This is a genomic window from Rhizobium sp. LjRoot254 (genome assembly GCF_964254105.1).
GTDB lineage: Bacteria > Pseudomonadota > Alphaproteobacteria > Rhizobiales > Rhizobiaceae > Rhizobium_E.
The window spans coordinates 294,115-319,545 of record NZ_CAXUSM020000001.1 but is presented as its reverse complement, the minus strand read 5'-3'; the positions used below and the strand labels follow the sequence as shown (position 1 = coordinate 319,545).

23 protein-coding genes are annotated in these 25,431 nt (G+C 60.0%); 12 read left to right on the top strand and 11 right to left on the bottom strand.

What is annotated here, in order from left to right; translation table 11 throughout:
* Positions 1-14: 14 nt before the first annotated feature.
* The 3 genes from ACSQ26_RS01620 to ACSQ26_RS01610 all read left to right on the top strand — a co-directional run bounded on the left by ACSQ26_RS01620 (position 15) and on the right by ACSQ26_RS01610 (position 3,494).
* Positions 15-1,352 carry an ABC transporter substrate-binding protein gene (locus ACSQ26_RS01620; RefSeq protein WP_436005642.1) on the top strand — a complete coding sequence of 446 codons (1,338 nt, stop codon included), beginning with the start codon at positions 15-17 and terminating at the stop codon, positions 1,350-1,352.
* 105 nt (positions 1,353-1,457) lie between these two features.
* Positions 1,458-2,237, top strand: a complete 780-nt coding sequence (locus ACSQ26_RS01615) for an ABC transporter ATP-binding protein (protein ID WP_436005640.1) — start codon at positions 1,458-1,460, stop codon at positions 2,235-2,237.
* Between the two features lie 18 nt (positions 2,238-2,255).
* Positions 2,256-3,494, top strand: coding sequence for an SfnB family sulfur acquisition oxidoreductase (locus ACSQ26_RS01610; RefSeq protein WP_436005638.1), 1,239 nt, complete (start codon positions 2,256-2,258; stop codon positions 3,492-3,494).
* A gap of 313 nt (positions 3,495-3,807) precedes the next feature.
* Here ACSQ26_RS01610 and ACSQ26_RS01605 read toward each other — a convergent pair whose 3' ends face one another.
* Entirely contained in the window at positions 3,808-4,509 is a 702-nt protein-coding gene (locus ACSQ26_RS01605; RefSeq protein ID WP_436015050.1) for a GntR family transcriptional regulator, read from the bottom strand.
* 126 nt (positions 4,510-4,635) lie between these two features.
* Between ACSQ26_RS01605 and ACSQ26_RS01600 the strand changes: the two genes are divergently transcribed.
* From ACSQ26_RS01600 to ACSQ26_RS01570, 7 genes are all read left to right on the top strand, one after another.
* A complete protein-coding gene (locus ACSQ26_RS01600) occupies positions 4,636-6,150 on the top strand; it encodes an aldehyde dehydrogenase family protein (RefSeq protein ID WP_436005636.1) in 1,515 nt (504 codons plus the stop codon).
* 126 nt (positions 6,151-6,276) lie between these two features.
* The gene (locus tag ACSQ26_RS01595) at positions 6,277-7,227 is read left to right on the top strand and encodes a sugar ABC transporter substrate-binding protein (RefSeq protein ID WP_436005634.1); all 951 of its coding nucleotides are present in this window, start codon (positions 6,277-6,279) and stop codon (positions 7,225-7,227) included.
* A gap of 142 nt (positions 7,228-7,369) precedes the next feature.
* Positions 7,370-8,317 carry an ABC transporter permease gene (locus ACSQ26_RS01590; protein WP_436005632.1) on the top strand — a complete coding sequence of 316 codons (948 nt, stop codon included), beginning with the start codon at positions 7,370-7,372 and terminating at the stop codon, positions 8,315-8,317.
* Complete coding sequence (locus ACSQ26_RS01585; protein ID WP_436005630.1) at positions 8,317-9,048, top strand: ATP-binding cassette domain-containing protein; 732 nt, start codon at positions 8,317-8,319, stop codon at positions 9,046-9,048. The genes ACSQ26_RS01590 and ACSQ26_RS01585 overlap by 1 nt, the downstream gene beginning before the upstream one ends.
* 30 nt (positions 9,049-9,078) lie before the next feature.
* Complete coding sequence (kduI, locus tag ACSQ26_RS01580) at positions 9,079-9,921, top strand: 5-dehydro-4-deoxy-D-glucuronate isomerase (RefSeq protein WP_436005628.1); 843 nt, start codon at positions 9,079-9,081, stop codon at positions 9,919-9,921.
* Positions 9,918-10,673 carry a 2-dehydro-3-deoxy-D-gluconate 5-dehydrogenase KduD gene (gene kduD / locus ACSQ26_RS01575; RefSeq protein ID WP_436005626.1) on the top strand — a complete coding sequence of 252 codons (756 nt, stop codon included), beginning with the start codon at positions 9,918-9,920 and terminating at the stop codon, positions 10,671-10,673. Before kduI ends, kduD begins: the two co-directional genes overlap by 4 nt.
* A gap of 9 nt (positions 10,674-10,682) precedes the next feature.
* The gene (locus ACSQ26_RS01570; RefSeq protein WP_436005624.1) at positions 10,683-11,012 is read left to right on the top strand and encodes a cupin domain-containing protein; all 330 of its coding nucleotides are present in this window, start codon (positions 10,683-10,685) and stop codon (positions 11,010-11,012) included.
* Between the two features lie 101 nt (positions 11,013-11,113).
* Here ACSQ26_RS01570 and ACSQ26_RS01565 read toward each other — a convergent pair whose 3' ends face one another.
* The 5 genes from ACSQ26_RS01565 to ACSQ26_RS01545 form a co-directional block, all read right to left on the bottom strand.
* Complete coding sequence (locus ACSQ26_RS01565) at positions 11,114-11,350, bottom strand: hypothetical protein (protein WP_436015048.1); 237 nt, start codon at positions 11,348-11,350, stop codon at positions 11,114-11,116.
* 278 nt (positions 11,351-11,628) lie between these two features.
* Positions 11,629-12,009: a twin-arginine translocation signal domain-containing protein gene (locus ACSQ26_RS01560; RefSeq protein WP_436005622.1), complete on the bottom strand. Its 381-nt coding sequence runs from the start codon at positions 12,007-12,009 to the stop codon at positions 11,629-11,631.
* Positions 12,010-12,162: 153 nt separating this feature from the next.
* Positions 12,163-13,179 (bottom strand): zinc-dependent alcohol dehydrogenase family protein, encoded by a 1,017-nt coding sequence (locus tag ACSQ26_RS01555; protein WP_436005620.1) that lies wholly within the window; start codon positions 13,177-13,179, stop codon positions 12,163-12,165.
* Positions 13,180-13,193: 14 nt separating this feature from the next.
* A complete protein-coding gene (locus tag ACSQ26_RS01550; RefSeq protein ID WP_436005618.1) occupies positions 13,194-13,664 on the bottom strand; it encodes a cyclophilin-like fold protein in 471 nt (156 codons plus the stop codon).
* The gene (locus ACSQ26_RS01545) at positions 13,661-13,939 is read right to left on the bottom strand and encodes a hypothetical protein (RefSeq protein ID WP_436005616.1); all 279 of its coding nucleotides are present in this window, start codon (positions 13,937-13,939) and stop codon (positions 13,661-13,663) included. The genes ACSQ26_RS01550 and ACSQ26_RS01545 overlap by 4 nt, the downstream gene beginning before the upstream one ends.
* A gap of 122 nt (positions 13,940-14,061) precedes the next feature.
* Between ACSQ26_RS01545 and ACSQ26_RS01540 the strand changes: the two genes are divergently transcribed.
* On the top strand, positions 14,062-14,958 hold the full coding sequence (locus ACSQ26_RS01540; protein ID WP_436005614.1) for a LysR family transcriptional regulator: 897 nt from the start codon (positions 14,062-14,064) through the stop codon (positions 14,956-14,958).
* Positions 14,959-15,252: 294 nt separating this feature from the next.
* On the opposite strand, the gene ACSQ26_RS01535 is transcribed toward ACSQ26_RS01540, so the two are convergent.
* The 4 genes from ACSQ26_RS01535 to ACSQ26_RS01520 form a co-directional block, all read right to left on the bottom strand.
* On the bottom strand, positions 15,253-18,444 hold the full coding sequence (locus tag ACSQ26_RS01535) for an ATP-binding protein (protein ID WP_436005612.1): 3,192 nt from the start codon (positions 18,442-18,444) through the stop codon (positions 15,253-15,255).
* A 312-nt stretch (positions 18,445-18,756) separates the two neighbouring features.
* Positions 18,757-20,808 (bottom strand): hypothetical protein, encoded by a 2,052-nt coding sequence (locus ACSQ26_RS01530; RefSeq protein WP_436005610.1) that lies wholly within the window; start codon positions 20,806-20,808, stop codon positions 18,757-18,759.
* Between the two features lie 316 nt (positions 20,809-21,124).
* Positions 21,125-21,730, bottom strand: a complete 606-nt coding sequence (locus tag ACSQ26_RS01525) for a nuclear transport factor 2 family protein (protein WP_436005608.1) — start codon at positions 21,728-21,730, stop codon at positions 21,125-21,127.
* Positions 21,730-23,139, bottom strand: coding sequence for a hypothetical protein (locus tag ACSQ26_RS01520; protein ID WP_436005606.1), 1,410 nt, complete (start codon positions 23,137-23,139; stop codon positions 21,730-21,732). The genes ACSQ26_RS01525 and ACSQ26_RS01520 overlap by 1 nt, the downstream gene beginning before the upstream one ends.
* Before the next feature lie 451 nt (positions 23,140-23,590).
* Between ACSQ26_RS01520 and ACSQ26_RS01515 the strand changes: the two genes are divergently transcribed.
* Positions 23,591-23,887, top strand: coding sequence for a DUF982 domain-containing protein (locus ACSQ26_RS01515; protein WP_436005604.1), 297 nt, complete (start codon positions 23,591-23,593; stop codon positions 23,885-23,887).
* Positions 23,888-24,650: 763 nt separating this feature from the next.
* Here the strand turns inward: ACSQ26_RS01515 and ACSQ26_RS01510 are convergent.
* The gene (locus ACSQ26_RS01510; RefSeq protein ID WP_436005602.1) at positions 24,651-25,430 is read right to left on the bottom strand and encodes a phosphodiester glycosidase family protein; all 780 of its coding nucleotides are present in this window, start codon (positions 25,428-25,430) and stop codon (positions 24,651-24,653) included.
* Between the last annotated feature and the right edge of the window lies 1 nt (position 25,431).

The following is a 25,431-nucleotide window of genomic DNA, read 5'->3' as shown; positions in this document are numbered from 1 at the left end:
AAGGAGCATGCCTCATGACAAGCCTGAAAACCCTTTTGCGAACCGCTGCCGCGGGCCTCGTTTTCTCCATCGCCGCGGCGGCCTTGCCCGCTCAGGCCGACGAGCAGTATTTCCCGCTGCAGAGCTACCGCGTAGGTCCTTACGCGGCTGGCGGAACCGGCTTCTTCGGTGGTTTCATCGACTACATGAACCTGATCAACACCCGCGATGGCGGCGTCAACGGCGTCAAGCTGACTTGGGACGAATGCGAGACCCAGTATGAGGTCGAGCGCGGCGTCGAATGCTACGAGCGCCAGAAGAGTCGCGCCAACGCCGCAGCCTGGAATCCGCTCTCGGTCGGCATCGCCTATGCCATGATCGACCGCATCGCCACTGACAAGGTGCCGCTGATCACCGTCAACCACGGCCGGACCGACTCCACCGACGGACGCGTTTTCCCATACGTCTTCCCGCTGCTGCTCAATCCATACTCCGAGACCTCGGGTATCGTGAACTACCTCGCGTCGAAGGAAGGCGGCCTTGAAGGCCTCAAGGGCAAGAAGATCGTCGTCCTCTACCATGGCTCGCCCTACGGCAAGGAAACGATCCCGATCTACGACCTTCTGGCCGAGAAATATGGCTTCACCGTTCAGCAGATCGAAGTGCCGCATCCGGGCAACGAGCAGCAATCTCAGTGGCTGACGATCCGGCGCGCCAAGCCGGATTATGTCGTGTTGCGCGGCTGGGGCGTCATGAACCCCGTGGCCCTGAAGACCGCCCAGAAGGTCGGCTTCCCCGCGACCAAGATCGTCGGCAACGTCTGGTCCAATTCGGAAGAGGACGTGATCCCCGCCGGTGACGCTGCGATCGGCTACACCGCCATCACCACCCAGGCATCCGGCGCCGATTACCCCATCGTCAAGGAGATCGTCGCATCCATCTACGACAAGGGCCTGGGCAATCTCGAAGACAAGAAGCGCATCGGCTCGGTCTACCACAATCTCGGCATCGTCAACGGCATCCTCAATGTCGAGGCCATCCGTATCGCCCAGGAGAAGTTCGGCAAGCGGACGCTGACCGGCGATGAGGTTCGCTGGGGCTTCGAGCATCTGAAGCTCGATGAGGCCAAGGTCGCCGCACTCGGCGCCAAGGACCTGTTCCATTCGATCAATGTCAGCTGGGATAATCACGAAGGCGAAGGCTATGTGACCTTCCAGCAGTGGGACGGCAAGAAATGGAACGTGGTTTCCGACTGGATCGCACCGGACTGGAAATTGCTGCGCCCGATCATTGAAAAGTCGTCCGAGGCCTATGCCAAGGAAAAGAACATCAAGATCCGCACTTCGGCCGAAGCCGAAAATGTCCTGAATTAATGTGCTCGGGCGGCGTCGCCCTCCAGCCTTGCCGCCCGATGGCATGCGGGTTCGGTCCTGAACACCGAATCCGCATGCCTCTGCAACCCACCGATGGAGCAACTCATGGCCGATCCAGCCATCCTGCTTGATGTCGCCGCGATCCAGGCGACCTACAGTCAGACGATCCGTGCGCTCAATGGCGTCAGCCTATCCGTCCGCAAGGGGAAAATCCTCGCGGTCCTGGGCTCCAACGGCGCGGGCAAGACGACCACGCTCCGCGCGATCTCGAACCTGCTTCCCGCCGAACGCGGCCAGGTGACCTCGGGTTCGATCACCTTCGAAGGTGACAGCGTACTCACGCGCAAGCCCGCCGATCTCGTCCGCGCCGGGCTGGTGCAGGTGCTTGAAGGCCGGCATTGTTTCAAAAGCCTGAATGTCGAGGAAAACCTCGTGTCCGGTGGTCTGGGTCGAAGCGCGACCCGCGCTCAAATCGCAAGTGATCTCGAATTCGTCTATCAGACATTTCCCCGCCTCAAGGAGAAGCGCCGCGTTTCGGCGGGCCTGATCTCGGGCGGCGAACAGCAGATGACGGCCATCGGCCGGGCGCTTATGTCGCGGCCGCGGCTGCTGGTGCTGGACGAACCATCCATGGGCCTCGCGCCCATGATCATCCGGGACATTTTCCGGGCTCTGAAGCGGCTCAACCGCGAAAGCGGCCTGTCCATTCTGGTGGCGGAGCAGAACTCCACCGTCGCACTCCAATATGCCGACTTCGCCACCGTGGTCGAGAACGGCCGAACCGTGCTTTCCGGCACAGCAGCCGAATTGCGTTCCCGTGAGGACATCAAGGCCTTCTACCTCGGCGAAGCCGACAGTCTTTCCACCGGCAGGCCCGCAGCCTGATCAGAAAAGGAGAATTCCATGAACATCAATACCAATATTAAAGCGACCGCCGTGCCGGGCGTCACGCGCCCCAATCAGCCCGCGCATGTCATCAAGTCGGATGCCGAGGCGATCGAAATCGCCCACCGTCTCGCGGCGCAATTCATAAAGGGGTCAGCCGCACGCGACCGCGACCGGATCTGGCCCGTCGAGGAACTCGACGCCTTCTCGCAGAGCGGCCTCTGGTCGATCAATGTGCCGAAGACGTTCGGCGGCCCCGAGGTTTCCTATGCGACGCTCGCCAAGGTCGTCGAGATCATCTCTGAAGCGGATTCCTCGATCGGCCAGATATCGCAGAACCATCTCGGCGTCGTGGCCGCGATCCGCACCGTGTCGGACCCTGCGCAGCAGAAGCTGCTGTTCGGCGAAATCCTCAAGGGCACCCGCTTCGGCAATGCCTTCTCGGAATTCGGCTCCAAGCGGGCAGTGGACTTCGAAACCAAGTTCACCGACCACGGCGACCATATCGTCGTCAACGGCCGCAAGTTCTATTCCTCAGGTGCGCTGCTCGCCCACAAAGTGCCGATCGTCGCTCTCGATGACCAGGGCCGCGCCTGGTATGCGATCGCCGACCGCGATGCGCCGGGCCTCACCGTGATCGACGACTGGTCGAGCTTCGGCCAGCGCACCACGCTCTCGGGTACCGTCATCCTCGATAACGTCAAGGTCGACAAAGCCTGGCTGGTTCCCGGCTACAAGGGCTACGAGGTGCCGACGGCCGACGGTGCGATCTTCCAGATCATCCAGGTCGCGGTCGATACCGGCATCGCGTCGGCGGCGATCAAGGAGACCATCGATTTCGTGCGTACCAAGTCGCGCGCCTGGGTCGACAGCGGCATCGACAATGCATGGGACGACCCCTACACGATCCAGGCCGTCGGCACACTCAAGCTCCGGCTGCATGCGGCGCAGGCTCTGCTTGAGAAAGCCGGTCACGCCATCGACCGCGCCGTCGCCAACCCGAATGCCGAAACCGTCGCCGAAGCCCAGATCATCACCGCGGAATCGAAAATCCTCTCGACCGAGATCGCCATCGAGGCGACCAACAAACTCTTCGAACTCGCTGGCACCCGCTCGACATTGGCCGAACACAATCTCGACCGCCACTGGCGCAATGCCCGGACGCACACGCTCCATGACCCCGTGCGCTGGAAATACTCGATCCTCGGCAAATACTACCTAAACGGCGAAAACCCGCCGCTTCATGCCTGGAGCTGAACGAAGTTTGCCCGCGGCGTCCATCTGGGGACGCCGCGAAGAAAAATCCCGGTTGCCGGCCAACGAACACAGCAGCCTATCCCAGCCTTGGCACCGAGCGCCGAAACGTCCGCTTTCTCGTTGGGTATGCCAACAGCGGACAGTCGGCTACCGGCCCGAAGGGTCGGAGTGACTCCGACCATTTCCGAAGGCAGAAACAGGCAGTGTCTGCAGCGGATTGAACAAGCGCGAAAAATCTGTCGCGCTACTTCGAGCATCCCTGTCGGCCGGAACTTTCAATATCCCTGAGGCGCCTATTTCTCAGAGCCGCGCTTCATTCGAACAACTCGGGATTGTCTGCCTCGATCTGAGGCAAGTCGGACAGAATACCGTTGAGATGCCGGCGCATGGCTGCAGCGGAGGCATCGGAATCCTTCGAATCGATCGCCACAATGATCGCTTCATGCTCGGAGATCAGATTCTTCATCGAATCCGGATGGCGGAGCTGAAGATTGCAGACCCGGTCCATATGCGCCTTGATGTCGGCAACTGCGTTCCAGGCCAACCCGCAGCCCGCGCCTTCGGCAATCGCGATATGAAACTGCTCGTCCTCGCGCCGGAATGCGTTGTGATCGTGCGCTTCCATAGCAGCTCTCTGGCGAGACAGGATCGTGTCGACCCGGCGTCGGGTCCAATTGTCGAAGCCCTCGCTTGCGCGCCGAGCCACGGCCACCTCGATCGCTTCACGCACGAACCGGGCTTCCATCATCTGCCGCGCCGAAATACGAACGACCACCGTCCCCCGATTTGGCCGTATGTCCACCAGTTTCGATTTGCCAAGCGCGATCAGCGCCTCGCGCACCGGCTGCCGCGACACGCCCATGCGGGTGGCTATCTCCTGCTCGGAAAGGCGCGTCCCCGGCGCAAGTTCCAGGCGGATGATCGCCTCGCGGAGATCGCGTTCAACCTGCGCCGCCGTGCTTTCTCCGGTCTCCGTCTTCAGAATTTCAAGTCCCATTACCCGCGCCGCCATGATACGTTGACAACCATCTAAAACCACCATACAGTACCATACAATGCATTCGCAACATAATTCTCACCGCCTGGGGGGCCTGAGAAAAGAGAAGGCTCCGGAACCGGATTCCGGGGGGGAGGAGAAGTTTTGCTCGCCAATTTCATATCACCCGATACCACGGATTCTCGCCTGGACATTAAAGCGCGCTATCGCATGCTTGTCGATGGCAAGTCCGTTGATGCAGCGTCCGGCCGCACGATTGATCGTGTAAGCCCCGGCCATTCCGGCATCATCGTCGGCACATGGCCGGAAGCCTCGGCGGATGACGTCGGTCTCGCGATCGCCGCAGCCCGCCGCGCATTCGACACGGGTCCATGGCCGCGCATGTCGGGTGCCGAGCGTTCGCGCCTGATGTTCAAGGTGGCCGAACTCATCCTTGCCAATCAGGAAGAGCTCGCGGTCGCCGAGAGCCTCGAAGTCGGCAAGCCTATCGCTCAGGCGCGGGGCGAGATCGGCTTCTGCGCGGATCTTTGGTCGTATGCGGCAGGTCAGTCCCGTGCGCTCGAAGGCCAGACGCACAACAATATCGGTGACGACCGTCTCGGCCTCGTGCTGCGCGAGCCGGTCGGCGTCGTCGGCATCATCACGCCGTGGAACTTCCCCTTCATCATCGCATCCGAGCGCGTGCCCTGGGCCATCGGCGCCGGCTGCACCGTGGTGCTCAAGCCGTCGGAATTCACCTCGGGCACGTCGATCCGCATGGCCGAACTGGCGCGCCAGGCCGGCATCCCGGACGGCGTCTTCAATGTCGTCACCGGATACGGCGATCCAGCCGGCCAGATACTGGCGGAAGATCCCCGCATCGACATGGTGGCGTTTACCGGCTCGGTCCGCGTCGGCACGAAACTCGGCGAGATCGCCGCACGCAGCGTCAAGCGCGTCGGGTTGGAACTCGGCGGCAAGGGGCCGCAGATCGTCTTCGACGATGCCGACCTTCAGGCCGCGGCCGATGGCATCGCTTATGGCGTCTATCACAATGCAGGCCAGTGCTGCATTTCGGGCAGCCGCCTGCTGGTGCAGGAGGGCATACGCGACGCGCTGATTGAGCGGGTACTCGACATTTCCCGCAAGGTCACTTTTGGCGATCCGCTGAACGAAAAGACCAGGATCGGCGCGATGATCTCGGAGGCGCATGCAGCCAAGGTCCAGTCATATGTCGATGCCGGCGTTGCCGATGGCGCGGAACTGCTTCTGGGCGGGACGCGGGCCGGCGAGGGCAAGGGCCTCTATTTCGCGCCGACCGTCTTCAGCGGCGTGAACTCGGCCATGTCGATCGCGCGCGAGGAAATCTTCGGGCCGGTTCTCTCGACGATGACCTTCAAGACGGCAGACGAGGCGGTTGCGCTCGCCAATTCCAGCGAATTCGGCCTTTCGGCGTCAGTCTGGTCCACCAATCTCGAAAACGCGCTGCAGAGCATCCGCCGAATCCGCGCCGGGCGCTGCTGGATCAACAGCGTCATCGACGGAACGCCGGAACTGCCGATCGGCGGCTACAAGAAGAGCGGTCTCGGGCGCGAGCTCGGCCGCTACGGTTTCGATGAATATTCGCAGTTCAAGGGCATCCACGTCACATTGGGACGACCGGCGCCCTGGTTCGGTTGATTGCCTGTCGCGTTTCGCGACGGGAGGAGGAGGAAATCTCGGCTGGCGCGATCTTTGGTCGGAGCTCGCCAGCCGAGACATGGGTCATACGACCCCTATTGCACATCCAAAAGGGAGGATACGCAAATGAAACTGACCAGATTGACCACCGCGGCGCTCGCCGCAGGCGTTGCTCTAACCATGTCGTCGGCAGCACTCGCCGCCGACGTCAAGGCAACGATGATCATCTACCTGGATCCGAGCGTCCAGTTCTTTAATCCGGTCGTGAAAGGCGCACAAGATGCGGCAGCCCAGTTCGGCGTCGATCTTGACGTGCAGTATGCCAACAACGATCCCGTGCGCCAGAACGACCTGATCGAAAGCGCGACCGCCGCCGGCGTTGACGGCATCGCCGTCGCAATCTCCAGCTCGGACGCGTTCGACGCCAGCATTTGCTCTGCCGTCAAGGCGGGCATCATCGTGATCGGCTTCAACAATGACGATCTCGAGGGTGCCAAGGGCAATTGCCGGCAGGCTTATGTCGGCATGAATGAATTCGCCTCGGGCTACGAGCTTGGCAACCGCATGATCGAGAAGTTCGGCCTCAAGGAAGGCGACATGGTCTTCAATCCGCGCGAAATCCCCGAGGCGAGCTTCGCCGTGGCACGCGGCGGCGGCATCGAGAAGGCGATGAAGGAGAAGGGCATCAAGGTCGAGACGGTTCGCGCCGGGCTCGATCCCGCCGAGGCACAGAACATCATGGCGCAGTTCCTGATCGCCAACAAGAACGTCAAGGCATTGTTCGGCACCGGTTCGGTCACCTCGACCGTTGGCGCCGGCGCCATCAAGGACGCCGGCATCGACATCCCGTTCGGCGGCTTCGACCTTGCGGTCGAGATCGTCAATGCGGTGGAGTCAGGCGCCATGTTCGCGACGATGGACCAGCAGCCCTATCTGCAAGGCTACTACCCGATCGCGCAGATCGCGCTGGCGAAGAAATATGGGTTGACGCCGACCGACATCGATACCGGGCAAGGCGCCTTCCTCGATCAGTCGCGCATCAGCTCGGTGAAGCCGATGATCGGCACTTATCGCTAACTGCAATGCGCGGGAACCTTCCGGCAAAATCCGGAGGGTTTCCCCGTCATCCCTGCGCGAGTATTCCAAAGTGACTCCCATTATGGCCGACACCGCCCCGCCCCGCACGCGGACCCAACGACAATCGCTTCTGAAGCAGATCATGGCGATGCCCGCCGGCGGCATTCTCCTGGTCTTTGCCACATTGCAGGTCGCCTGCATCGTCGGCGCGCTGATCTATCCGGACGATTTCCGCTATCTCTCACCGCAGAACCTGACGATCCTGATGAAGGCCGTCCCTGTTCTCGGATGCCTAGCCCTTGGCGCTGGCATCCTGATGATATCGGGTGAATTCGATCTCTCGATCGGTTCGGTCTACACATTCACCGCCATTCTGATGGCAACACTGGTCAATGATGGCTTGAGCGCCTTCATCGCCGCACCCATCGGCATCGCGGCGGGCGTCCTGATCGGCATGCTCAACGGGACGATTACGCTGCGTTTCGGCCTGCCGTCCTTCATCGTGACGCTCGGTGGCCTGCTGTTCTGGCGTGGGGCCGTGCTGCTCTACAACGGCGCGGTACAGGTGCGCTTCGATCCGGAACCCGCGTTCTCCAGCCTGTTCGCCGGCACCATCTTCGGCATCAACGCGGCCTTCATCTGGATCCTCGTCCTCGCCGCCGCCTTCCACCTGCTGCTTCATCGTCACCGCTTCGGCAACCATGTCTTCGCCACGGGAGGCAATCCCGGTGCTGCAACGGCGATCGGCATCAACACGGGCCGCGTCAAGCTCATTGCGTTCGCCATTGCCGGCGGCATGGCAGCGGTCGCGGGCATCATCGCAACGGCAAGAGTCGGCAGCGTTCAGCCGGGCCAGGGCGCGGGCCTCGAATTGCAGGCGATTGCCGCCTGCGTCATCGGCGGCCTGTCGCTGCGCGGCGGCCGCGGCACGATCCTCGGCGTCTTCCTCGGCGTGCTCCTGATCCACACGATGACGGACGTGCTGCTGCTACTGCGTGCTCCGGGCTTCTATCTCGACATGTTCATCGCGACGCTGATCGTGGTTGCGGCGATCTTCAACCACCTCATAGAGCGGCGGGGGCTCGCCTGATGGCCAATCTTCTTGAACTCCACAACATCTCGAAGAGTTTTGGCGCGCTGACGGCGCTGCGCGATCTCAGCTTTCATATCAGCGAGGGCGAGGTGGTCGGCCTGCTCGGAGACAATGGTGCCGGCAAGTCGACCACCGTCAACCTGATCTCTGGCATCCACAAGCCGACTGTCGGGCATCTCAGCATCGACGGCACGAAGACCGAATTCACCTGCCGCTCGGATTCCGCCGCCGCAGGTATCGAGACGATCTACCAGCACACTGCGCTGGTGGACTCGTTGTCGATCACCCGCAATATCTTCATGGGGCGCGAACTGACGGATGCCTTCGGTTTTCTCAGGCAGGGCGAAATGCGCGACACGGCCATGCAGGTGCTGAAAAACGCGGTGCATATATCCGGCATCGACTCGCCGGACGTGCTGGTCGGCAATCTCTCGGGCGGGCAGAAGCAGGCGGTCGCCATCGCCCGCGCCGTCCATTTCAAGAAGCGGGTCCTGCTTCTGGACGAGCCGACATCTGCACTTTCCGTCCGCGAGACCGAGGCGCTGCTGAACCAGGTGCTGAAGCTCAAGGCCGAGAATGTCTCGAGTGTCTTCGTCACCCACAATCTCTACCACGCCTACCAGGTCTGCGACCGTTTCGTGATCATGAGCCACGGCACCAAGGTGTTCGATGTCCAAAAGGCGGACACGAGCATCAGCCAACTCACCGAGTACGTGGTTCTGACTTGAACCCGAAATGAAAGACGAAAGGCAAGTGCCGTGACAATTTCCGTGAAAACCCGCCAGGTCGTGGGCCCCGAAGACACCGCCCGCCGCGATACGCAAGGGCTGAGAGACGGGTTCGTGATCGAAGGTATGTTCCGGCCCGACCAGATCAACCTCACCTACAGCCATCTCGACCGCATGATCGTCGGCGGCATAGTGCCGGCCTCGGGACCATTGACGATCGAGCATATCAAGGAAACCGGAACCGACCGCTTCCTCGACAGGCGCGAGGCAGCGATCGTCAATATCGGTGGTGCGGGCGTGGTGACGGTGGATGGTGCGGACCATATACTCGGCAACAAGGAAGCCCTCTATGTCGGCATGGGAGCGAAGGCGCTGACCTTCGCCAGCCGGGACCAAGCAGCGCCGGCCCATTTCTATCTGCTCAGCGCGCCCGCCCACCGGACCTGCCCGACAGTCCTGATCACGATCGACATGGCAAAGAAGGTGGTGACCGGTTCGGCGGCGGAAGCCAATGCCCGCACCATCAACCAATATGTCCATCCCGACGTCTGCGAAAGCTGCCAGCTTCTGGTCGGCCTGACAATGTTCGAGCCGGGCTCAGTGTGGAACACGATGCCGGCGCATGTGCACGACCGGCGCATGGAGGTCTATCTCTACTTCGGCATGGAGGACTCGACGCGGATCTTCCACTTCATGGGCGAGCCGAGTGAAACGCGGCATGTCGTGCTCAAGAACCACGATGCGGTGCTGTCGCCCGGCTGGTCCATTCATTCGGGCGCGGGCACCGGCAGATATTCCTTCATCTGGGCGATGGCCGGAGATAACATGAGTTTCACCGACATGGACAAGGTGCCGATGGAAGCTTTGCGATGAACCCATTCGATCTCACCGGCCGCTGGGCAATCGTCACCGGCGCCAATACCGGAATCGGCCAGGCGATTGCCGTTGGATTGGCTCAGGCCGGTGCCGACATTGTCGGTGTCGGGCGGTCTGACATGGATGAGGCGGCGGCACGGATCATCGCCGCCGGGCGCAAATTCGTGGCGCTCAAGGCCGACCTCTCCAACAAGGCAGAGGCCAGCGCTGTCATAGACCGGGCGATCGCGGCGCATGCCACGCCCGACATTCTCGTCAACAATGCCGGTATCATTCGCCGTGCCGACGCCCTGGATTTCTCGGAAGCCGATTGGGACGATGTCATGGACACCAACCTGAAATCGGTTTTCTTCCTGTGTCAGGCATTCGCGAAGGCCGCGATCGCGGCAGGTCGCCCCGCCAAGATCATCAATATCGCGTCGCTTCTGTCGTTTCAGGGCGGCATCCGTGTCGCATCCTATACGACGGCAAAGAGCGGTGTTGCCGGGCTGACCAAGCTCATGGCAAATGAATGGGCCGCTCGGGGCATCAACGTCAACGCCATCGCTCCGGGCTATGTCGAGACAAACAACACCACTGCACTTCGGGCCGACGCGGAACGCAGTGCGGATATACTCAAGCGCATCCCCGCCGGGCGATGGGCCAAGGCGGAAGACATGGCAGGCGCTGCCGTCTTTCTCGCGTCGTCGGCCTCGGATTATGTTCATGGTACCATCCTGCCCGTCGACGGCGGCTGGCTGGCGCGTTAGGAAAACAGCATGAAGTCGTTCTACAGCCTCCCGGAAGATATCACCTGGATAGAAGTCGCGCCGGGCAATCTCCGAGCAGTTCTTTCAGAGCGCCCGGAAGTGATGCTCGTCGCCTTCAGCTTCGAGCCCGGCACTGTCGGGGCGCTACATTCGCACCCGCATACGCAGGTCAGTTATATAGCGGAAGGCAGCTTCGAGGTAACCGTCGATGGTGTCACCCAGCGCCTCGCCGCCGGAAGCAGCTTCATTGTCGCGCCCAACCTTGTTCATGGGGTTCTGGCGCTGGAAAAAGGGCTGCTGATCGATACATTTACGCCGAGGCGTGACGACTTCCTGTAGGCTCTTGACGGCAGACCGTGGACAAGGCCCTGGTGTAGGCTCCATTCAAGGCGCTCAGGTCAGCGGTCATGCTGCGGCCTGTTGGATATGCTGGGCCCGCTTCACGAAGCCGAGAATTTCACCGTCACGCCGCGCTGCCGAAAGTACGCCTGCATCAGCTTCCTGCCAGACCGGTTGTTCTGGACGAGCCTAGCCGGATCGAATACCGCCTCTTTCAAACCCGCCAGCGTCAACGCTTCCTTAAGAGTCGCGATATGCACGTCGATGTCGGCATTGCCCGCCTGCAGGGATTCATAAATGCGGTTTGTTGCATCTGCTACGGTTGGTTCGCTCACTATGACACTCCTGCTATCGTTGGCTGGCGCTTACCACATTTCGGCATGACCATATCGTGGTGATAAAGGTCCACGTCAATGGGCGTCGATGGATGGATCATCGCGTCCACTTTCGAAGATGGGGCGCAGCAGCGAACCAACGAGGACCGGTCTTTATGGTGGAGATGCCATGGTAGCTTCGCACCAGAGCAATCGTCCTCAATCGAAGCTCATACAGTCCATTAAAATGGAATGAGAAAACAGAAACTGTCGGATTTCGCTTATGTGCATGGCCAAGCGCTTCATGCCGCCGGTCGCCGCGCTTTCGGATTGGATAGGACATGTCCAGGTCCACTTGTTCGTGTGACGGGTGCCGCTGTCGGCAGCGTGTCCGCTGATTGCTCCTTTACAGCGCCGAAGGGACCCGCGACGGCAAGCGCCGGGAGGCAGCGGTCCGCACGGTCCTTCGGAAGATAGAGATCGCCGGACAGTGCGATGCCGTAGCGGTTACGGAACGTGACCTTCTGATGGTCCACGGCTTCGCTCTCGGGAAAGGTCTTGTCCCAGCTCATGTTGTTTTGGGCCATGGCTGGTCCTCCTGTCGCGGTTGCGACGCCCAGAGCGGCGACGCCAACTCCGGTCAGTTTGAGAAAGGTGCGGCGAGCTTCATTGTGGTCGGTCATATGTGGTTCTCCTTGGGTTGCTTGTTGAATGGGAGTCGGGTCAAGCGCGGACGCGGAGATGCCATTGCGGAAGCGACGGCTCCGCATCTGCGATGCGCATCAGGGCGCAGGGGCGGCGGCCGGGCACGAATTCGGCCCGACGACCGGAGGGCGTCAGAAGCGCAGCAACGTCTTGATGGCGCGGCGCTCATCCATGGCCCGATAGCCCTCGGCGACGTCTTCCAATGGGACCTCGAGGTCAAACACCTTGCCGGGATTGATCTTGCGATCCAGCACGAGGTCCATCAGGTGTGGAAGGAAGCGACGAACGGGCGCCGGGCCGCCGAGCAGGCTCTTCTGCTGGAAGAACAGGCTTTGACCATCCAGTTGGACCCCGTGGGGCACGCCGACGAAACCGATTTTCCCGCCGGGCCGGGCGGCGTTGATCGCCTGGGACATGGACTCCTGCGTTCCCACACATTCCAGAACCGAGTCGGCGCCGACACCACCTGTCAATTCCTTGATGCGGGCAACGCCTTCATCGCCGCGCTCGGAGATGATGTCCGTTGCGCCGTATTCCAGTGCAAGGTCCTGGCGGGATTTGTGCCGGCTCATGGCGATGATCCGGCCCGCGCCCATCTGCTTGGCCGCGAGGACGCCCATGAGGCCGACCGCACCGTCGCCGACGACGACTGCCGTCGACCCTTCCTGCACTCCGGCGGCGTCGGCCGCGAACCAACCGGTCCCAAGGACGTCCGACGTTGCAAGCAGGCTCGGGATCAGATCGTCGGACGGCATCTCCCGGGTCGCGACGAGCGTTCCGTCGGCCAGGGGAATCCGGGCATAGGGAGCCTGAGCGCCGGACATGAATTGCCGCTGTTCACAGGAAGACTGGAAGCCGAAACGGCAATGCGGGCAGGTGTTGTCGCACAGAACGAAGGAGCCGACGACGAACTGACCGGGCTTCACGGTTTTGACGGCCGATCCGACCTCGACCACTACGCCGCAGTATTCATGCCCCATATGGGACGGCTCGTTGACGGGTTGGAGACCGCGATAAGGCCAGAGGTCCGACCCGCAGATGCAGGAGACCGAGAGCTTGATGATCGCGTCGGTCGGTTCGATGATCCTGGGGTCTTCGACTTCGACACAACGGACGTCGCCGGGGCTGTAGAGAACGGTTGCACGCATGATGGGGCCTTTCTTTATTCAGCGCGTTCGATGCGCAGGGGAAACTCGCCGCGGGTGAGCAGGGGCTCGATGCTGCCGTCGATGCGACCGAGCCGGATCAGGCCGCGCGAATACCGATAGGCTGCGTAGTACAGGACGATGTTGCCCATCGGGGCGTAGTAGCCGACGTCACCCGGCCGTTCGTTTCCGAAAGGGCCGCTGGCCTCCTCGGTCAGCTTGCGCGGAAGATAGGCAATCTTCTCGTTGTTCGAGTAATCCTCGATCTTGAGGTCGAGCGCAAGCATCGAGGCAAAGTCCCGCGCCGACGGATTGTCGTAAAGCGTCGCGGTGACCGCGTGCCTGTCGAAAAGGAATCTGACTTTCACGTTCGCAGTCTCCTGGTTGGCGGGATCGCGGCCTTGCTGGCCGAGCGCCATCAGCGGCAGGCCGGCGGCGGCCAAACCACCGATCAAGAGCGCTCGGCGATGGATTGGAAAAGGTGTCACGCGACGGTCCCCTTCGAGTTGCGCCACGCGGCGACGGCCAGGACGGACGAGGCGGCGAGGATGGCGGTCGAGAGCACAAACGGTCCCCACCAGCCGACCGTGTCGAAGAGAAGCCCGCCGATCGCGCCGGCCGTGATGCCGTGGGCCACGAGAGGAAGCAGGCTGACGGGCATGAACTCCGAGGCGACCAGGACGAATGCCGCCAGCGCCATCGAGAAGACGGCACCCCAGGCTCCTGCTATGCGGACGGGTTGTTCATCGTAGCTCAATGCCATTGGACTGCTTCCATGTTGTCGTGTTTTTCGGACAACTGGAATATACGCAGGCGTCACTCTCGTGATAAGCCATGGCAATCCGCATGGACCTATCGACTGCGAACATAAATGGAGTGGCCGCCTTGGAGCGTCAGGACCTCAACGACATGCTCTACTTCATCGCTGTGGCCGAAGAGCGAAGCTTCACCAAAGCGGCGGCCAAGCTCGGGACTTCCCAATCCACCCTGAGCCATACCATCAAGCAGTTGGAGACCAGGCTGGGACTCCGGCTGCTGAACCGGACCACCCGTAGCGTGACGCCCACGGAAGCCGGAGAGCGCCTGCTCAATGCCTTCGTCCCGCGCCTGCGGGAACTCGAGGGCGAACTCGACGATCTGATGTCGGCCCGCGACAGACCCGCGGGGATGGTCAGGATCACTCTTTCGGACCATGCGCTCGAAAGCGTCGTATGGCCGAAGCTGCGGCCGCTGCTGCTGGATTATCCGGACATCAAGCTTGAATTGAACATCGACAATGGCTTCAGGAACATTGTGGAAGAGCGCTTCGATGCCGGCGTGCGCCTGGGCGAAAGTCTCGACAAGGACATGATCGCCATTCGAATCGGGCCGGACTGGCGGCTGGTCGCGGTGGCTGCTCCTTCATATTTTGCCACGCATCCGATTCCCGAAATCCCGCAGGACCTTGTCGGCCATATCTGTATCAACACCCGCCAATCCCGATCGGGTGGTCTTTATGCCTGGGAGTTCGAAAAAGATGGCCGAGAACTCCGGGTGCGCGTCGATGGGCAGATCACGCTCAACAGTTCGCTGGCTCAGGTCGATGCGGCGGTCGCCGGCTATGGCATTGCTTATGTGCCGGAGAACCTCGTGGAACGACAAATTGCAGAAGGCACGCTTACGCAGATGCTGGATGATTGGTGCCCCATGTTTACGGGCTACTACCTCTATTATCCGAGCAGACGACAAAACTCCGCAGCCTTTTCTCTGATCATCAGCGCATTGCGTTTCAAGGCAGATTGAGCGGCCGATATAAAGCAACGTGCGAGTGCCACCTCGTTTCCGTTGTAAGCGGCCGTCCCTTGAGGGCCTCGACCGGACCCCGGCGGTGGTCAAGGCAAGGGCTCTGACGGGTGAAAGTTGGTTCAGCCCCGCGCCGATAAGAGCCGCCGCGGCCAAGTATTTGGTCGCCAGGTTCATGTACATCGCGGAAATGATGCCGCTCGCAGCTCGACTGCAAGCCCGCGGTCACAGCGGCCAAGGATCATTCCTATGAGGAAAGGACGGTTGTGGCTGGCCGGTAGGGGGCGTCCTGCACTAATCAGGGGGATTATTCTGGCGCGAGGCGGCGGGTATGCTCGAGGGGGGCAAGGTTGCGAGCGTTTGTTTCGCTCGGGATTGCCAGGTCTTCGCCCCCTGCTTGTGCGCAATGGCCAGAGATTTTTCCAAGGCGGCCCGCGCCTCCGATACCGCGGCGGAGGCCGCTAATTCGCCGCTCAACCTCCAAAGCTCGGCAATAAAGTAGTTTTCTCCCGTCTTGGCGGCCAATGTAATGGCCCTATCTACTGTTTGAGATGCCTCAGAAATACGACCCAACCTGATATAGCTTTCTGCGAGAATGCCGAAGTAACAGGTCTTGTCGATCTCTTGTTCACCCATGTTGTCGCAGATATGACGCATCTGTAGCAGACCCGTCGCGTCCTGACGGTTCATGACCAGCATCCAGCCTTGGAAGAACAAGGCCATGTTGAGCCAGAGTTGGAATCCGTTCCGCTTCGCCAGCGGTATCAACTCGCCGACCATGGCTTCCAACATTCCCGTGTCGTGACGCAGGGCCATAAGGATACAACCGTTGCCAAGACACGCCGCAAGGCGATAGTCCGTCTCCTGGCGTGCCTCAGCCAAGGCCGTCAGGTAGAGCGCCAAGGCTTTCTCCTCGTCGCCAAGCAGTTGCAGCGTCCATGAGAGATAGATCAGGGACATGCTGGGAAAGTCGCTTTGCACCGCGTCAGCATTTGTTCGGTGAGTCAACGCCTCGGTCAGATAGGACTTGGCCATCTTGAGCCGGCCCCGCGAAAACGAACACATGCCCAGGAATTGTGTTCCGAGAACTAGAGCTCTGATATTCTCCTGCTTCTTTCCGATCTCGAGGAGTTGTTTGCTCGCCCATTCCGCGTCGCCAAGGCGAGCCGAATTGAACGCCGTGCCGAACAGGCCGTCCAGTGCGCGAATGGCTGCGTCGGCGTCTCCCAACGCTTCGCTGAGCCTCATCACGTCCCGGTAGGCGGCACTCCCCTCATGCGTCACATATCCGTATGCTGCGTAGAGCACATCGCCACGCTCAAGTTGCAGCCTTAGTTCCTTCCTATCGCGGTGGAGAGACGGAGGGAGCCTATCCAGGCATTCCAAACCCTTGGTAAACATGTTCGCCGCTTCAATCTTTGCCCATGTCTGCCCAACCCTGATGCCGGCTGCCAGCCAACGGTCTGCTGCGCGTTCGAACAGCCCGGCTTCGTTCAGATGCTGAGCCAACACTTCGGGATGTTCGGCTTCCGTGGTCGGCTCTGTTTCCTCCATCGTTTCGGCGACGCGCGCGTGGAGTTGCCGTCGCCTGTCCCGAAGCAACGCCCCACAAGCGGCCTCCTGGAGCAGCACGTGGGTGAATGCATATCTCGGCCAGTCTGCAAAGGGTTGCGGCGCGATCAGGCCGACTTCCGTCAAGCGCTCCAACTGCGTCTTCAGCGCATCGGCGGAGATGTCGGCGACCCGCGCAAGGACCTTCACGTCGAATTCGCGGCCAATCACGGCAGCGACCTGGGCGATGCGCTTTCCCTCGCCAAGCCTGTCGAGCCTGGCGAGCAATGCAGATTGCAGGTTGCTGGGGACTTCTATCAAAGGCGTTCGCAAGGTCTGGGATGCGTCGCCGGACGTCGTCAACTCCAGTGCGGATTTTGCCAACTCCTCCAGATAAAGTGGTACCCCCTCTGCCTTCTCGAGCAAGGATCGTTCGACTCCCGACGCAAGCTTAGCGCCTGATGCGACACTATCGACGAGAACCCCGGCATGTTCATTTGTGAGGCGCCCGATCCTCATCGTATCGACAGGCGGCCGCAGGTTATCGATTTTGAGCTTGTCTTCGCGTGACGTTATCAGCACAAGTGCAGGGACATCCTGGACCTCTTCGTGAAGCGTTGCGAGGAGGCTGCGTGACGAAGGATCTATCCACTGGGCATCCTCTATCGCCAGCAGCAGCGGACCCTGATTTGCCAAGTGATGTAACCAAGCGACAAAGACCCTGTGCACGGTCGCTTGTTGCTCGGTCGTGGTGAGTTCCGAGGGCGGATAACCTGCATGGTCGACGGCCAGGAGCCTTGTGAGGATCGGCATTGAACCAGCGAGCGGCACGTCGATGGCCGCCAATAGTGACTCGAGGCTTCTCGTTGCTGCAGGCGCCGGCAGGGCCTCCGAGATGGCGCATTCCTTCTTCAGAAGTTGCAGAAAAGGAAAGAGCGCGCTGTTGGAGTGCGCCGGAGAGCATTGCGCGATCATCGTCCTTGCGTTTTGAAGCTTCTGGGCGATTTCGAAAAGGAGCCTGGACTTGCCGATTCCTGGTTCTCCGCAGAGGTGAAGCCAGCGAGTGCGATTGTTCTCGATTGCCTGCTTGGCGATAGTCAGAAGTCGTTTCATTTCATTCTCTCGACCGATGAGCGGCGTCAAAGTCGTCCGGGTGAATCTGTTTCCGCGCGGTAAGGGCTTGTCCACGCGCCAAACATGAACCGGCTGAGCAAACCCCTTCAAATTGGCCTGCCCAAAATCCCGAAATTCGAAGGAGCCGCAAGCTGATGCATATGTGCTTTGATCGACGAGAATGGCATTTGGATCCGCGAGCGCCTCCAGCCGCTGTGCGAGATTGGGTATGGAGCCAAAAGCCACGGTGGAGACTCCCTCCGGGGCCCCCTTCACGTCACCGACGACGACGACCCCGCTAGCAATTCCGATCCGGGCATTCGGCCTAATGCCATCCGGCGCCTTGATCTGCGGAACGGCGGCTATCAGGTCGAGGGCGAGAGCAACCGCGCGCTCCGCGTCGTTCTCTTCGGCGGCAGGATAGCCGAAAAGGACCTGAAGCGAGTCGCCCACATAGTTCGCGACAAAACCCCCGTGAGATCTGGCAAGCCCGCCGCATCGGTTGAGATAATTCTGGGTAAGATCGCTGAAGTCCTCGGGATCAAGTCGTGCTGCATATTCGGTGGATCCCACCATATCGCAGAATAGAATCGTAAGTTGTCGGCGCTCGGGCGGCTTTCTCGGATTACCGACCGGCGGCATAGGCCCCATGCCTGCAACCGCGGAAAGCAACTTGAGCCTCGGACCGAGTGGAATGCGCATGTCTCGCAGGTCTTTGTCCGTGAGGAGTCGCAAGCTATCGAAATCAATCTCGGCGCGAGCGAAGCTCTGCGCCAAATGCGCAAGACCAAGCTCCATCAACCACGTCTCGATGTCGCTCATTGCTCCTCCTCGCGGCGCAATAAGGTTGGATACCTCAACATATATGACAAATTACTACAGGCTAAATGAGCAACAGGAAATAGTCAGAAAATTGTGGCCATGACTGCAGCGAAAGCCTGGCAGCGCCCGCCGCCTGTTAGAGCGTTTCATTGTTAAATGGAAGCAGTTCTGCCGGAGCAGGTTTTCGTGAGGACCAAGGCTGCGGGCGAGCGTCGTACCCATAGGTACGGCCGAGGACATCGCCGCGGGTCATGGCGGAAACCTGCTCCGGCAGAACTGATTCCATTTAACAATGAAGCGCTCTAGCCTTGCTCAATGGCACGTCACATCTGCGTAGTGCAGGTAATCCGTGCTCGCATAGGCTAAGATGTTTTGATCGAAGCAAAACCTCTTAGGCAGCAGGCGAACAAGGTAGCGACGATTGCATTTGGCGGGCAAAGTGAGCTGGAACACCCGCAAATCCCTGGACGGTGTGGGCTCGGTAAATCTGGCATGTCCAAGGTAGGACAGGTTGCGAATGATCATCGCTTCGCGCGACGTTCCCACATCCTTTGCGATTGGAGCGAAAAACGCGTCTTTCAAGTCCTCGATCCCGGGATAGGAATCGGCGGCAGGAGCGGCACCTGAAGCGGGAATCTCTGTCGATATTATGCCGACATTGAACCGTACATCGTCTCTCTGGGGAACTTCACCGTAACTGTTGAGATATTTCCACCTGAGGCGAAGTACTCGATCGGACTGCAAATCTGCAGAAACGATGGTCAGCACTCTCGCAGAGAAATCAACGGGTTCGGACGTATCCCCTTGTTCCGGCACGCCCGGCGCCGGGCAGGCGGTGTACAAGGGTTTGTAGTCGCATTCCTTCCCACCGGCACCCCACAGGCAATTACTCAGGACGCTCCAGTCAGTGGCGCTGATCCCGGTGGCCAGCGTCGTCGGATTGTTGCCTTCGATCGGTACCATCCACGGGTGGATCTTCCCGCGGCCCTTGCGGGTTGCCCACTCTGTTCGGTTCGCGGCAATCTCCTGCAGCTTGTGCTGTTCTGCCGTGAGGCGGAGGAATTGCGACCGGCGGGGTCGGTCGATCGTCGGAAGTTGCGCGACTGCATCGGCCGCAAAACGCTGGCCGGTGACCTGCGTCGTCAGCGTATGACATTCCGTGCAGTTGCCCGTGGGGTCGCGCACGGTTCTGGCACGTTCCAGGCTGACGCGATGTGTGGCGGTATAGGCCGATCCGACGATACGATAGGGTGTCGACCTGTATCGTGACGTTGATGGCAGGAAATTACCAAGGCTAAATCCAGCCGTGGCCGGATCGGGGTGGGTTCCGAAGCCGACGCGCGCCTGCTGGATGCTGGGCGTGATGACAAGCGCGGTCTTGTTGTCGTGGCAAGCGGAGCACTCTATGCGAAAGGTTGGGTCATAGAGCTTCGCCGCTGTTTCCCGGCCCTCGCGATCCAAATAGGATAAACCCCCGGGTGGCGCGAAGGTATGGGACCAATCGAATTCGTCGCGATCCTTTCGACCGTCGAAGAATGCCGTCTCTCCTGTACGCCGATTGAAACCGATGACCCCCAGAAGGGCGAATTTGGGATTTGAGCGCTGCCAGTATTGCGTCGGGGTGACTTCACCGTTAGCGCTCGACTTGCGGCAGAAGAAAAGCCATTCGACATTACCGCTCGCGATACGGCTCAGTCGTGAGTTGAGGCCGCAATACAATGCGCTCCCCGCCAATGAAGGTTTGTCGCACTGCGAGATACTGCTCGTCCATTTGACGACCTTGCCAGTTGTATCCCGGTGTTCAAACTCCAATGGGTGCCCCTGTTTACTCAAATTTGGCTTCAGGTCGACGACATTGCCATCGACTTGCAAGGTTAGAGTTCTTGAGTTGCCGTCCGTACAATTGCCCTCGGGGATGGGACCAAGGACGGCGCGGACCTCGTCCCCGAATCTGGTGATCGTCTCGACACTTGCTGATGCCGGCGCCCAAAGATAGGCACCGTTCCAGCGCTGAACGGTGTCTGCAAAAGTGAACTCCTTGAACCCGGACGCGCCGAGGTCGACCAGACGCCAACCATCGCCTCCGCCGTCTCTCCACATTAGCGCCAGTTGCCGGCAGAGTTGATAGCTCTCCAACGCGCGCGCATACCGGCTGTGGGCCTCATCATCGGGCAAGACATCGGCGGCAACGGCTTGCGGACGCACCGGCGCCATGCAGCCGGTTGCCCTGTCACATCGCGCGTTCTGGTCACAGGCGAGTCCGTCGATCCGCTCGTATGCAGACAGCGGGTATGGCGTCGCCTCTTCGGCCACTGTCGGTTCAAGCAAGCTCGATCCGCCTGAGGCAGAAACGACCAAGGCCATGATCGCTAGCCGGTAAATATGTCCCATCGAAATCTAGAGCCTCTTGCATTGAAATGGAGCCGGTTCTGCCGGAGCAGGTTTTCGTCAGGGCAGAGGCGATTGGCGAAGGTCGTACCCAGATGTACGGCCGAGCCGATCGCCTCTGAGCCTGGCGGAAAGATGCCCGGCCCTTCGGGTTGGCTGAAGCGGGCCGCCTCTTTGACCGGCCGGCTTGGCCGTATGCTTTGGCTACGGCACGCGCCGGCCGGTCAAACATGCGACTCCGCTTGAGCCAACAGAACCGGTTCCATTTCAATGCAGGAGGCTCTAACAACCGTCATCGCGCTCGCGCTTGGAGGCGGGGACCGTCTGTTATGAGTGTGATTTCTGTGAACTGCCAGATGTTTCCGTCCTTTTTGAATACGGTCCTTAGCTCGCCCGTGTAGTCGAGCACAGGTGTTTCGATGTCGGAATGTTGCAGCGTCACGACAACAGTCGATTTGCCCTGAACGGTATTCGCATCGACCATATTAAGCAGCGTGTTGCTCTCAATATGCCGGGGCTGAGTGCCGCTTTTGTCAAATACGTCGAAATAGATGCCGAGATAAGATTTCAGTTTCCCGCTATCGCTTGCCGTCATCAGTTGATCTCCGGCGGCGTTGCACAGCTCATAGAAGATTTTGTCGGCAAAGAGGTTCTCCAGTTGCAATGCGCTGTGATCGTCGAGAGCCCAATTGTATCGCGTCAGCAACTTCCGGATCGCGATCTCGTCCGCAGGTGGTGGGTCGTTCGCGTTCAGTGGCCAGGTGATGGTAGGATCGTTTTCGCAAGCCGCTTTATCCGGTTGTTGCGCAGCGGCGGCTGTTGCGAAAATGCCAAGGCCAACCGCGCAGGCAGTCAATTTCGCGCGACAGGCGAGGAGTCTGACGGACTTGGGCAGCATTAGGAACCTCCCTTTTCTTGATAGTGGCGTCGCGCCGCCATCGACTGGCTGAACTGGAATGAGACTCTCTTCAAGTGAAGACGACCACCGATGCGCTCGATACGATGGGTCACAAGACCCTCAGAGAGAGGGCTCTCTGTTTCCTCCTCGCGAATATCGACGAGCCCTCGCTCGAACAACCGATCCACGAACATCGTCGCTGCTTCTTCCGGACTTAAAGGCGAAAGCGACGCGTCTTCCACCGCACTTCTTGCAGTAGTAGCTAGTGGATTGGCCGAGATCTCGACCTCGATCGCCTCAGTCAGGCCGTGGCGTTCAGACGCGACCGAACTGGTTATGATCGCTCGACTGTTTTCCGCGATTTCTCCCGCGAACCCTGTGTCCTCCTGTGGCGTCGGCGAGGACAAAATGGCATCCGCCGATGCCGATGAGAGGATCGAGCGTGCCACGAATATGTCTCTGAAGACCGTCTCATACGCCTCGTTCTTCTCTCTCGCCGCAAGCATCATCTTTGCCGCGACCGAAGCGTAGTATAGCTGCACTAACGGTGCCCGCTTCACTGCCTCGATCATGATGTCGCGCAACTCAAGCGTGATATCATGCAAACGATCAGGCGTGGCGGAGGCATGCACGGCCATCATTCCCTCAAGCGCTTCTAACATCGCGCGGGTGAACACCCGCGAGAAAGAGTGTGGGCTGGATGTCAGTACCGCAGTTGATCCTGTCGAGTTAAGTGTTTCGGGTGGAACATAGCTAAAGCTGTTATGTGCGTTACGGAGGCAATTGGAATCCGCTTCATCAGGCCGCAGGGTGTGCAGCGCTGTTCCGAACTGCTTGGCAATTCGCGAAAGCGCCGTATCTTGGAAAATCGCCCCGCCGGTGACTGCCAAGACTGAATTTCGAACTGATGGTATCTGAAGCGCGCACAATATCGCACTCACGTCGCCGAACGACTCGTGAAAGGCAGCGATTTCATTGTGGCATGTGTTCCAGAGGTTCGGTTGAGCAATATCGAGCATCGCATGCCCGAGTTCGTGGCAGAGCATGTCGGCGCTCTCGGCCGCATATATGACAGTGTCCTGGTTCAGCACCCCCCGATGGAACAAGAGCTTCCGCCTGTTATACACTGCATTCCAGTCGGCCCCAGCATCAAGCCTGACTTCAAGAACGGGACCGGTGAACCATTGCGCGTTCGGGCCCATCGCCGGGCCCCAGAAATCGGCGCCGCGCCTGAGGGCCGCCGCCGCATTCCAGTATCGGAAAGCAGGCGTTGCGCTATCGGGGTCGGGATCCGGAGCAGGAAGTGGAAAAAAGAACGCGAAGGGAGGCCCGTCAATCCGTGGCCTTTCCACACTGATCTGCAAACCTGAGGCGGGATCGGTCTCCCACGTCTGTATTTGCTCAGACACAACATCCTCCTGCAAAGTGGTGCTGCGCGGGCAGGCAGACTTCTTTTGCGCTGAGGCCCGACTTAGTCCACATGTAGATGCATGAATGGCACTATGGCTTGGTGTGAAGCCCCGATGCTGCTGTATTAGCGCTCCGACGGGACCCACTTTCGCATATCCGGCGGAATAACCGAAAAAAATCTAACATAAGTCCGCGCAACTATAAATCGATTTGTTAGGCGTCTTGTCCATGGCCGAAGGACAGAACGATCGCAGTGCGCATCCATCCAGTCAGCCATGTCAATGTATTCCTATCCCGTTCGCGAGCAGGAAAAGAGTCAGGACGGAAATCCGAATTGAGCAAATGGCGAATTGAATTGGTGTGTCCAACATTCAATATCTTGAATCTGTCCGCAGTTATCCTAAATTGAGATTATTCTTTTTTAGTCGAAGATGACCGAAGGAGGATAGCATGCAGGTCATTGAAACCTATTGGCAAAAGCCAATCACCGTCAGGCTGCAAAATGGTCTTCAGCACACTTTTCATTCGCTCGAGGACACGATTGATTTCATGGAAAACGAATGGCCGGTAAAGTTCGGTGTGCATCATCGCCGAGCCTTGGATCTATGTCGTGCGGCGGCAAAACGCATGGTCGCGACCGAGGCCGCGCGGGAGGCATTCATATCGGCCTGTCTTGAGGCCGGAATGCCTCTGGTCATGCACACCGCATCTTCGCGGCGGCAGCATTTGCCCCATGTTGGGAATTGAGCACGCACGCTATGGCAACGAAAAGCCCAGCCGAGCTTTCGCGCGACCGGGCCGGAGTCCTCATGCGATGTAAACGGTGACGAGGCAGTAATGCGGCATCCGCCCATCGGTTCCGCCGTCGAAACCTATTTCACCAAATTGCGTTAAACAAGGTTCGTCCCCGCGAACACCGGACGTGGCGCAAGCCAGGCACCTCATTCCGGCAAGTTTGAACTGCCGCCCTTTGGCCGTCCGGTTACTGTCCCTGCCCTCTCGCAGCGTTGACTCTTCGGAGATAAATTGCGCGTGGTGATGCAGCGCAGGGTCATGGTCATCGATCCAGCGGCAGGTTGCCGCGAGTGGCATGGCGTCCCCTCGCGGCGGGCAGAGTGGGTCTGCCGTTCTTGTCCCCGCTGCAAGCGCAGAATCGTATCATGACAAATTTTTGACAGAGAACAATCACGAGATTTGGGGATGGGGCGGCCCAGCCAACCGCACGCGCGTCGGCTGTCCTCGATTGGGCGCGAAGCATTAAGATTGTGCGTCTCGTCGCGAGCCGGCGCAAGGCCCTGAAACCTGCACGCAACACTTTGTTCGTTTTTGACCAAACGCCGCTGTTCGGGAACTCTGGGGGACATTGGCGGTTTGCTACAGTGTCGCGTGTTTTATATTGCGACCTGCCGCGCCCAGAGTCCATTGCCCATAGACAAGGGCGCGGCTGCCACGCCTAGGTGACCACCGGAACGGCTTGGCTAAGCATGTCGCAGGCCAGGGCGGTCAACGGCTATTCCACGAGCCCGACGATCGGGCCGTAACCGCCGTGGCCGGACCAGTCTTCGCGATCCAAAGCCGGCACGTAAGTTCCCGCGCCCCTGCCGCCGTCGAGAAACAGGGCGTTGGAACATTTCAATTCCTCGCGGAAAAACTCCGCGAAATCATGGAAGTTCACCGGCCCGTCGCTGATCGCAAATCGAACCACGCCACTCTCGCAGATCCCAACGCCGCTTCGTCGGGTTCGGTCCGTTGATCCCGGGATAAAGATAGGGTTGGTCTTGCCATCGATGACAAGCATCGGACCGGACTGGGTCGCAAACGTCGCCTTGCCGTGGTGCTTCAAATAGATGTCCAGGGGGAGTATCCCCGCGTGCCTGTCTTCCAGGAAGAACACGCCTTTCGGCTTCTTGTAGAAATTCGGGACTGAGCCGGGCGGCCCCTTGATCTCGAAGGTGTTGGCTGGCGCCACTGTCTCGCCATCCGCGACAAAGAGGCCCAAGGGCGAGAAATCATCCTTGTACATCCCGGCATTCATGGCGAATGTCAGTGACTTCCCTTCCGTGGCAAGCGCTTCGGCCACGTGCGCGAAGGTTCGGTAGGGCTTGCCTTCGGCATCCTTCCAGAACAGCCTGAGATGCGCCTTCCCGGGATCCGCCGTGCATATGATGTAGTTGACCGCCGCAAAGGTCTGCGCTTTGCACGCAGGCGGCTGCGGCTGTTCGGCGGCCGTGGTTGCGCCGCCGAACGCAATAGCTGCGGACAACAGCAGGCCTTTGAGGAACATCTTCATG

Excerpts from the sequence above, each read along its gene's own strand:
- ACSQ26_RS01535 (WP_436005612.1), bottom strand. The coding sequence starts at position 18,444 with ATGAGCGACATCGAGACGTGGTTGATGGAGCTTGGTCTTGCGCATTTG.
- ACSQ26_RS01595 (WP_436005634.1), top strand. The coding sequence starts at position 6,277 with ATGAAACTGACCAGATTGACCACCGCGGCGCTCGCCGCAGGCGTTGCT.
- ACSQ26_RS01620 (WP_436005642.1), top strand. The coding sequence starts at position 15 with ATGACAAGCCTGAAAACCCTTTTGCGAACCGCTGCCGCGGGCCTCGTT.
- ACSQ26_RS01570 (WP_436005624.1), top strand. The coding sequence starts at position 10,683 with ATGAAGTCGTTCTACAGCCTCCCGGAAGATATCACCTGGATAGAAGTC.
- ACSQ26_RS01545 (WP_436005616.1), bottom strand. The coding sequence starts at position 13,939 with ATGGCATTGAGCTACGATGAACAACCCGTCCGCATAGCAGGAGCCTGG.
- ACSQ26_RS01610 (WP_436005638.1), top strand. The coding sequence starts at position 2,256 with ATGAACATCAATACCAATATTAAAGCGACCGCCGTGCCGGGCGTCACG.
- ACSQ26_RS01525 (WP_436005608.1), bottom strand. The coding sequence starts at position 21,730 with ATGCTGCCCAAGTCCGTCAGACTCCTCGCCTGTCGCGCGAAATTGACT.
- ACSQ26_RS01515 (WP_436005604.1), top strand. The coding sequence starts at position 23,591 with ATGCAGGTCATTGAAACCTATTGGCAAAAGCCAATCACCGTCAGGCTG.
- ACSQ26_RS01560 (WP_436005622.1), bottom strand. The coding sequence starts at position 12,009 with ATGACCGACCACAATGAAGCTCGCCGCACCTTTCTCAAACTGACCGGA.
- ACSQ26_RS01530 (WP_436005610.1), bottom strand. The coding sequence starts at position 20,808 with ATGGCCTTGGTCGTTTCTGCCTCAGGCGGATCGAGCTTGCTTGAACCG.
- ACSQ26_RS01585 (WP_436005630.1), top strand. The coding sequence starts at position 8,317 with ATGGCCAATCTTCTTGAACTCCACAACATCTCGAAGAGTTTTGGCGCG.
- kduD (WP_436005626.1), top strand. The coding sequence starts at position 9,918 with ATGAACCCATTCGATCTCACCGGCCGCTGGGCAATCGTCACCGGCGCC.
- ACSQ26_RS01510 (WP_436005602.1), bottom strand. The coding sequence starts at position 25,430 with ATGAAGATGTTCCTCAAAGGCCTGCTGTTGTCCGCAGCTATTGCGTTC.
- ACSQ26_RS01615 (WP_436005640.1), top strand. The coding sequence starts at position 1,458 with ATGGCCGATCCAGCCATCCTGCTTGATGTCGCCGCGATCCAGGCGACC.
- ACSQ26_RS01555 (WP_436005620.1), bottom strand. The coding sequence starts at position 13,179 with ATGCGTGCAACCGTTCTCTACAGCCCCGGCGACGTCCGTTGTGTCGAA.
- ACSQ26_RS01590 (WP_436005632.1), top strand. The coding sequence starts at position 7,370 with ATGGCGATGCCCGCCGGCGGCATTCTCCTGGTCTTTGCCACATTGCAG.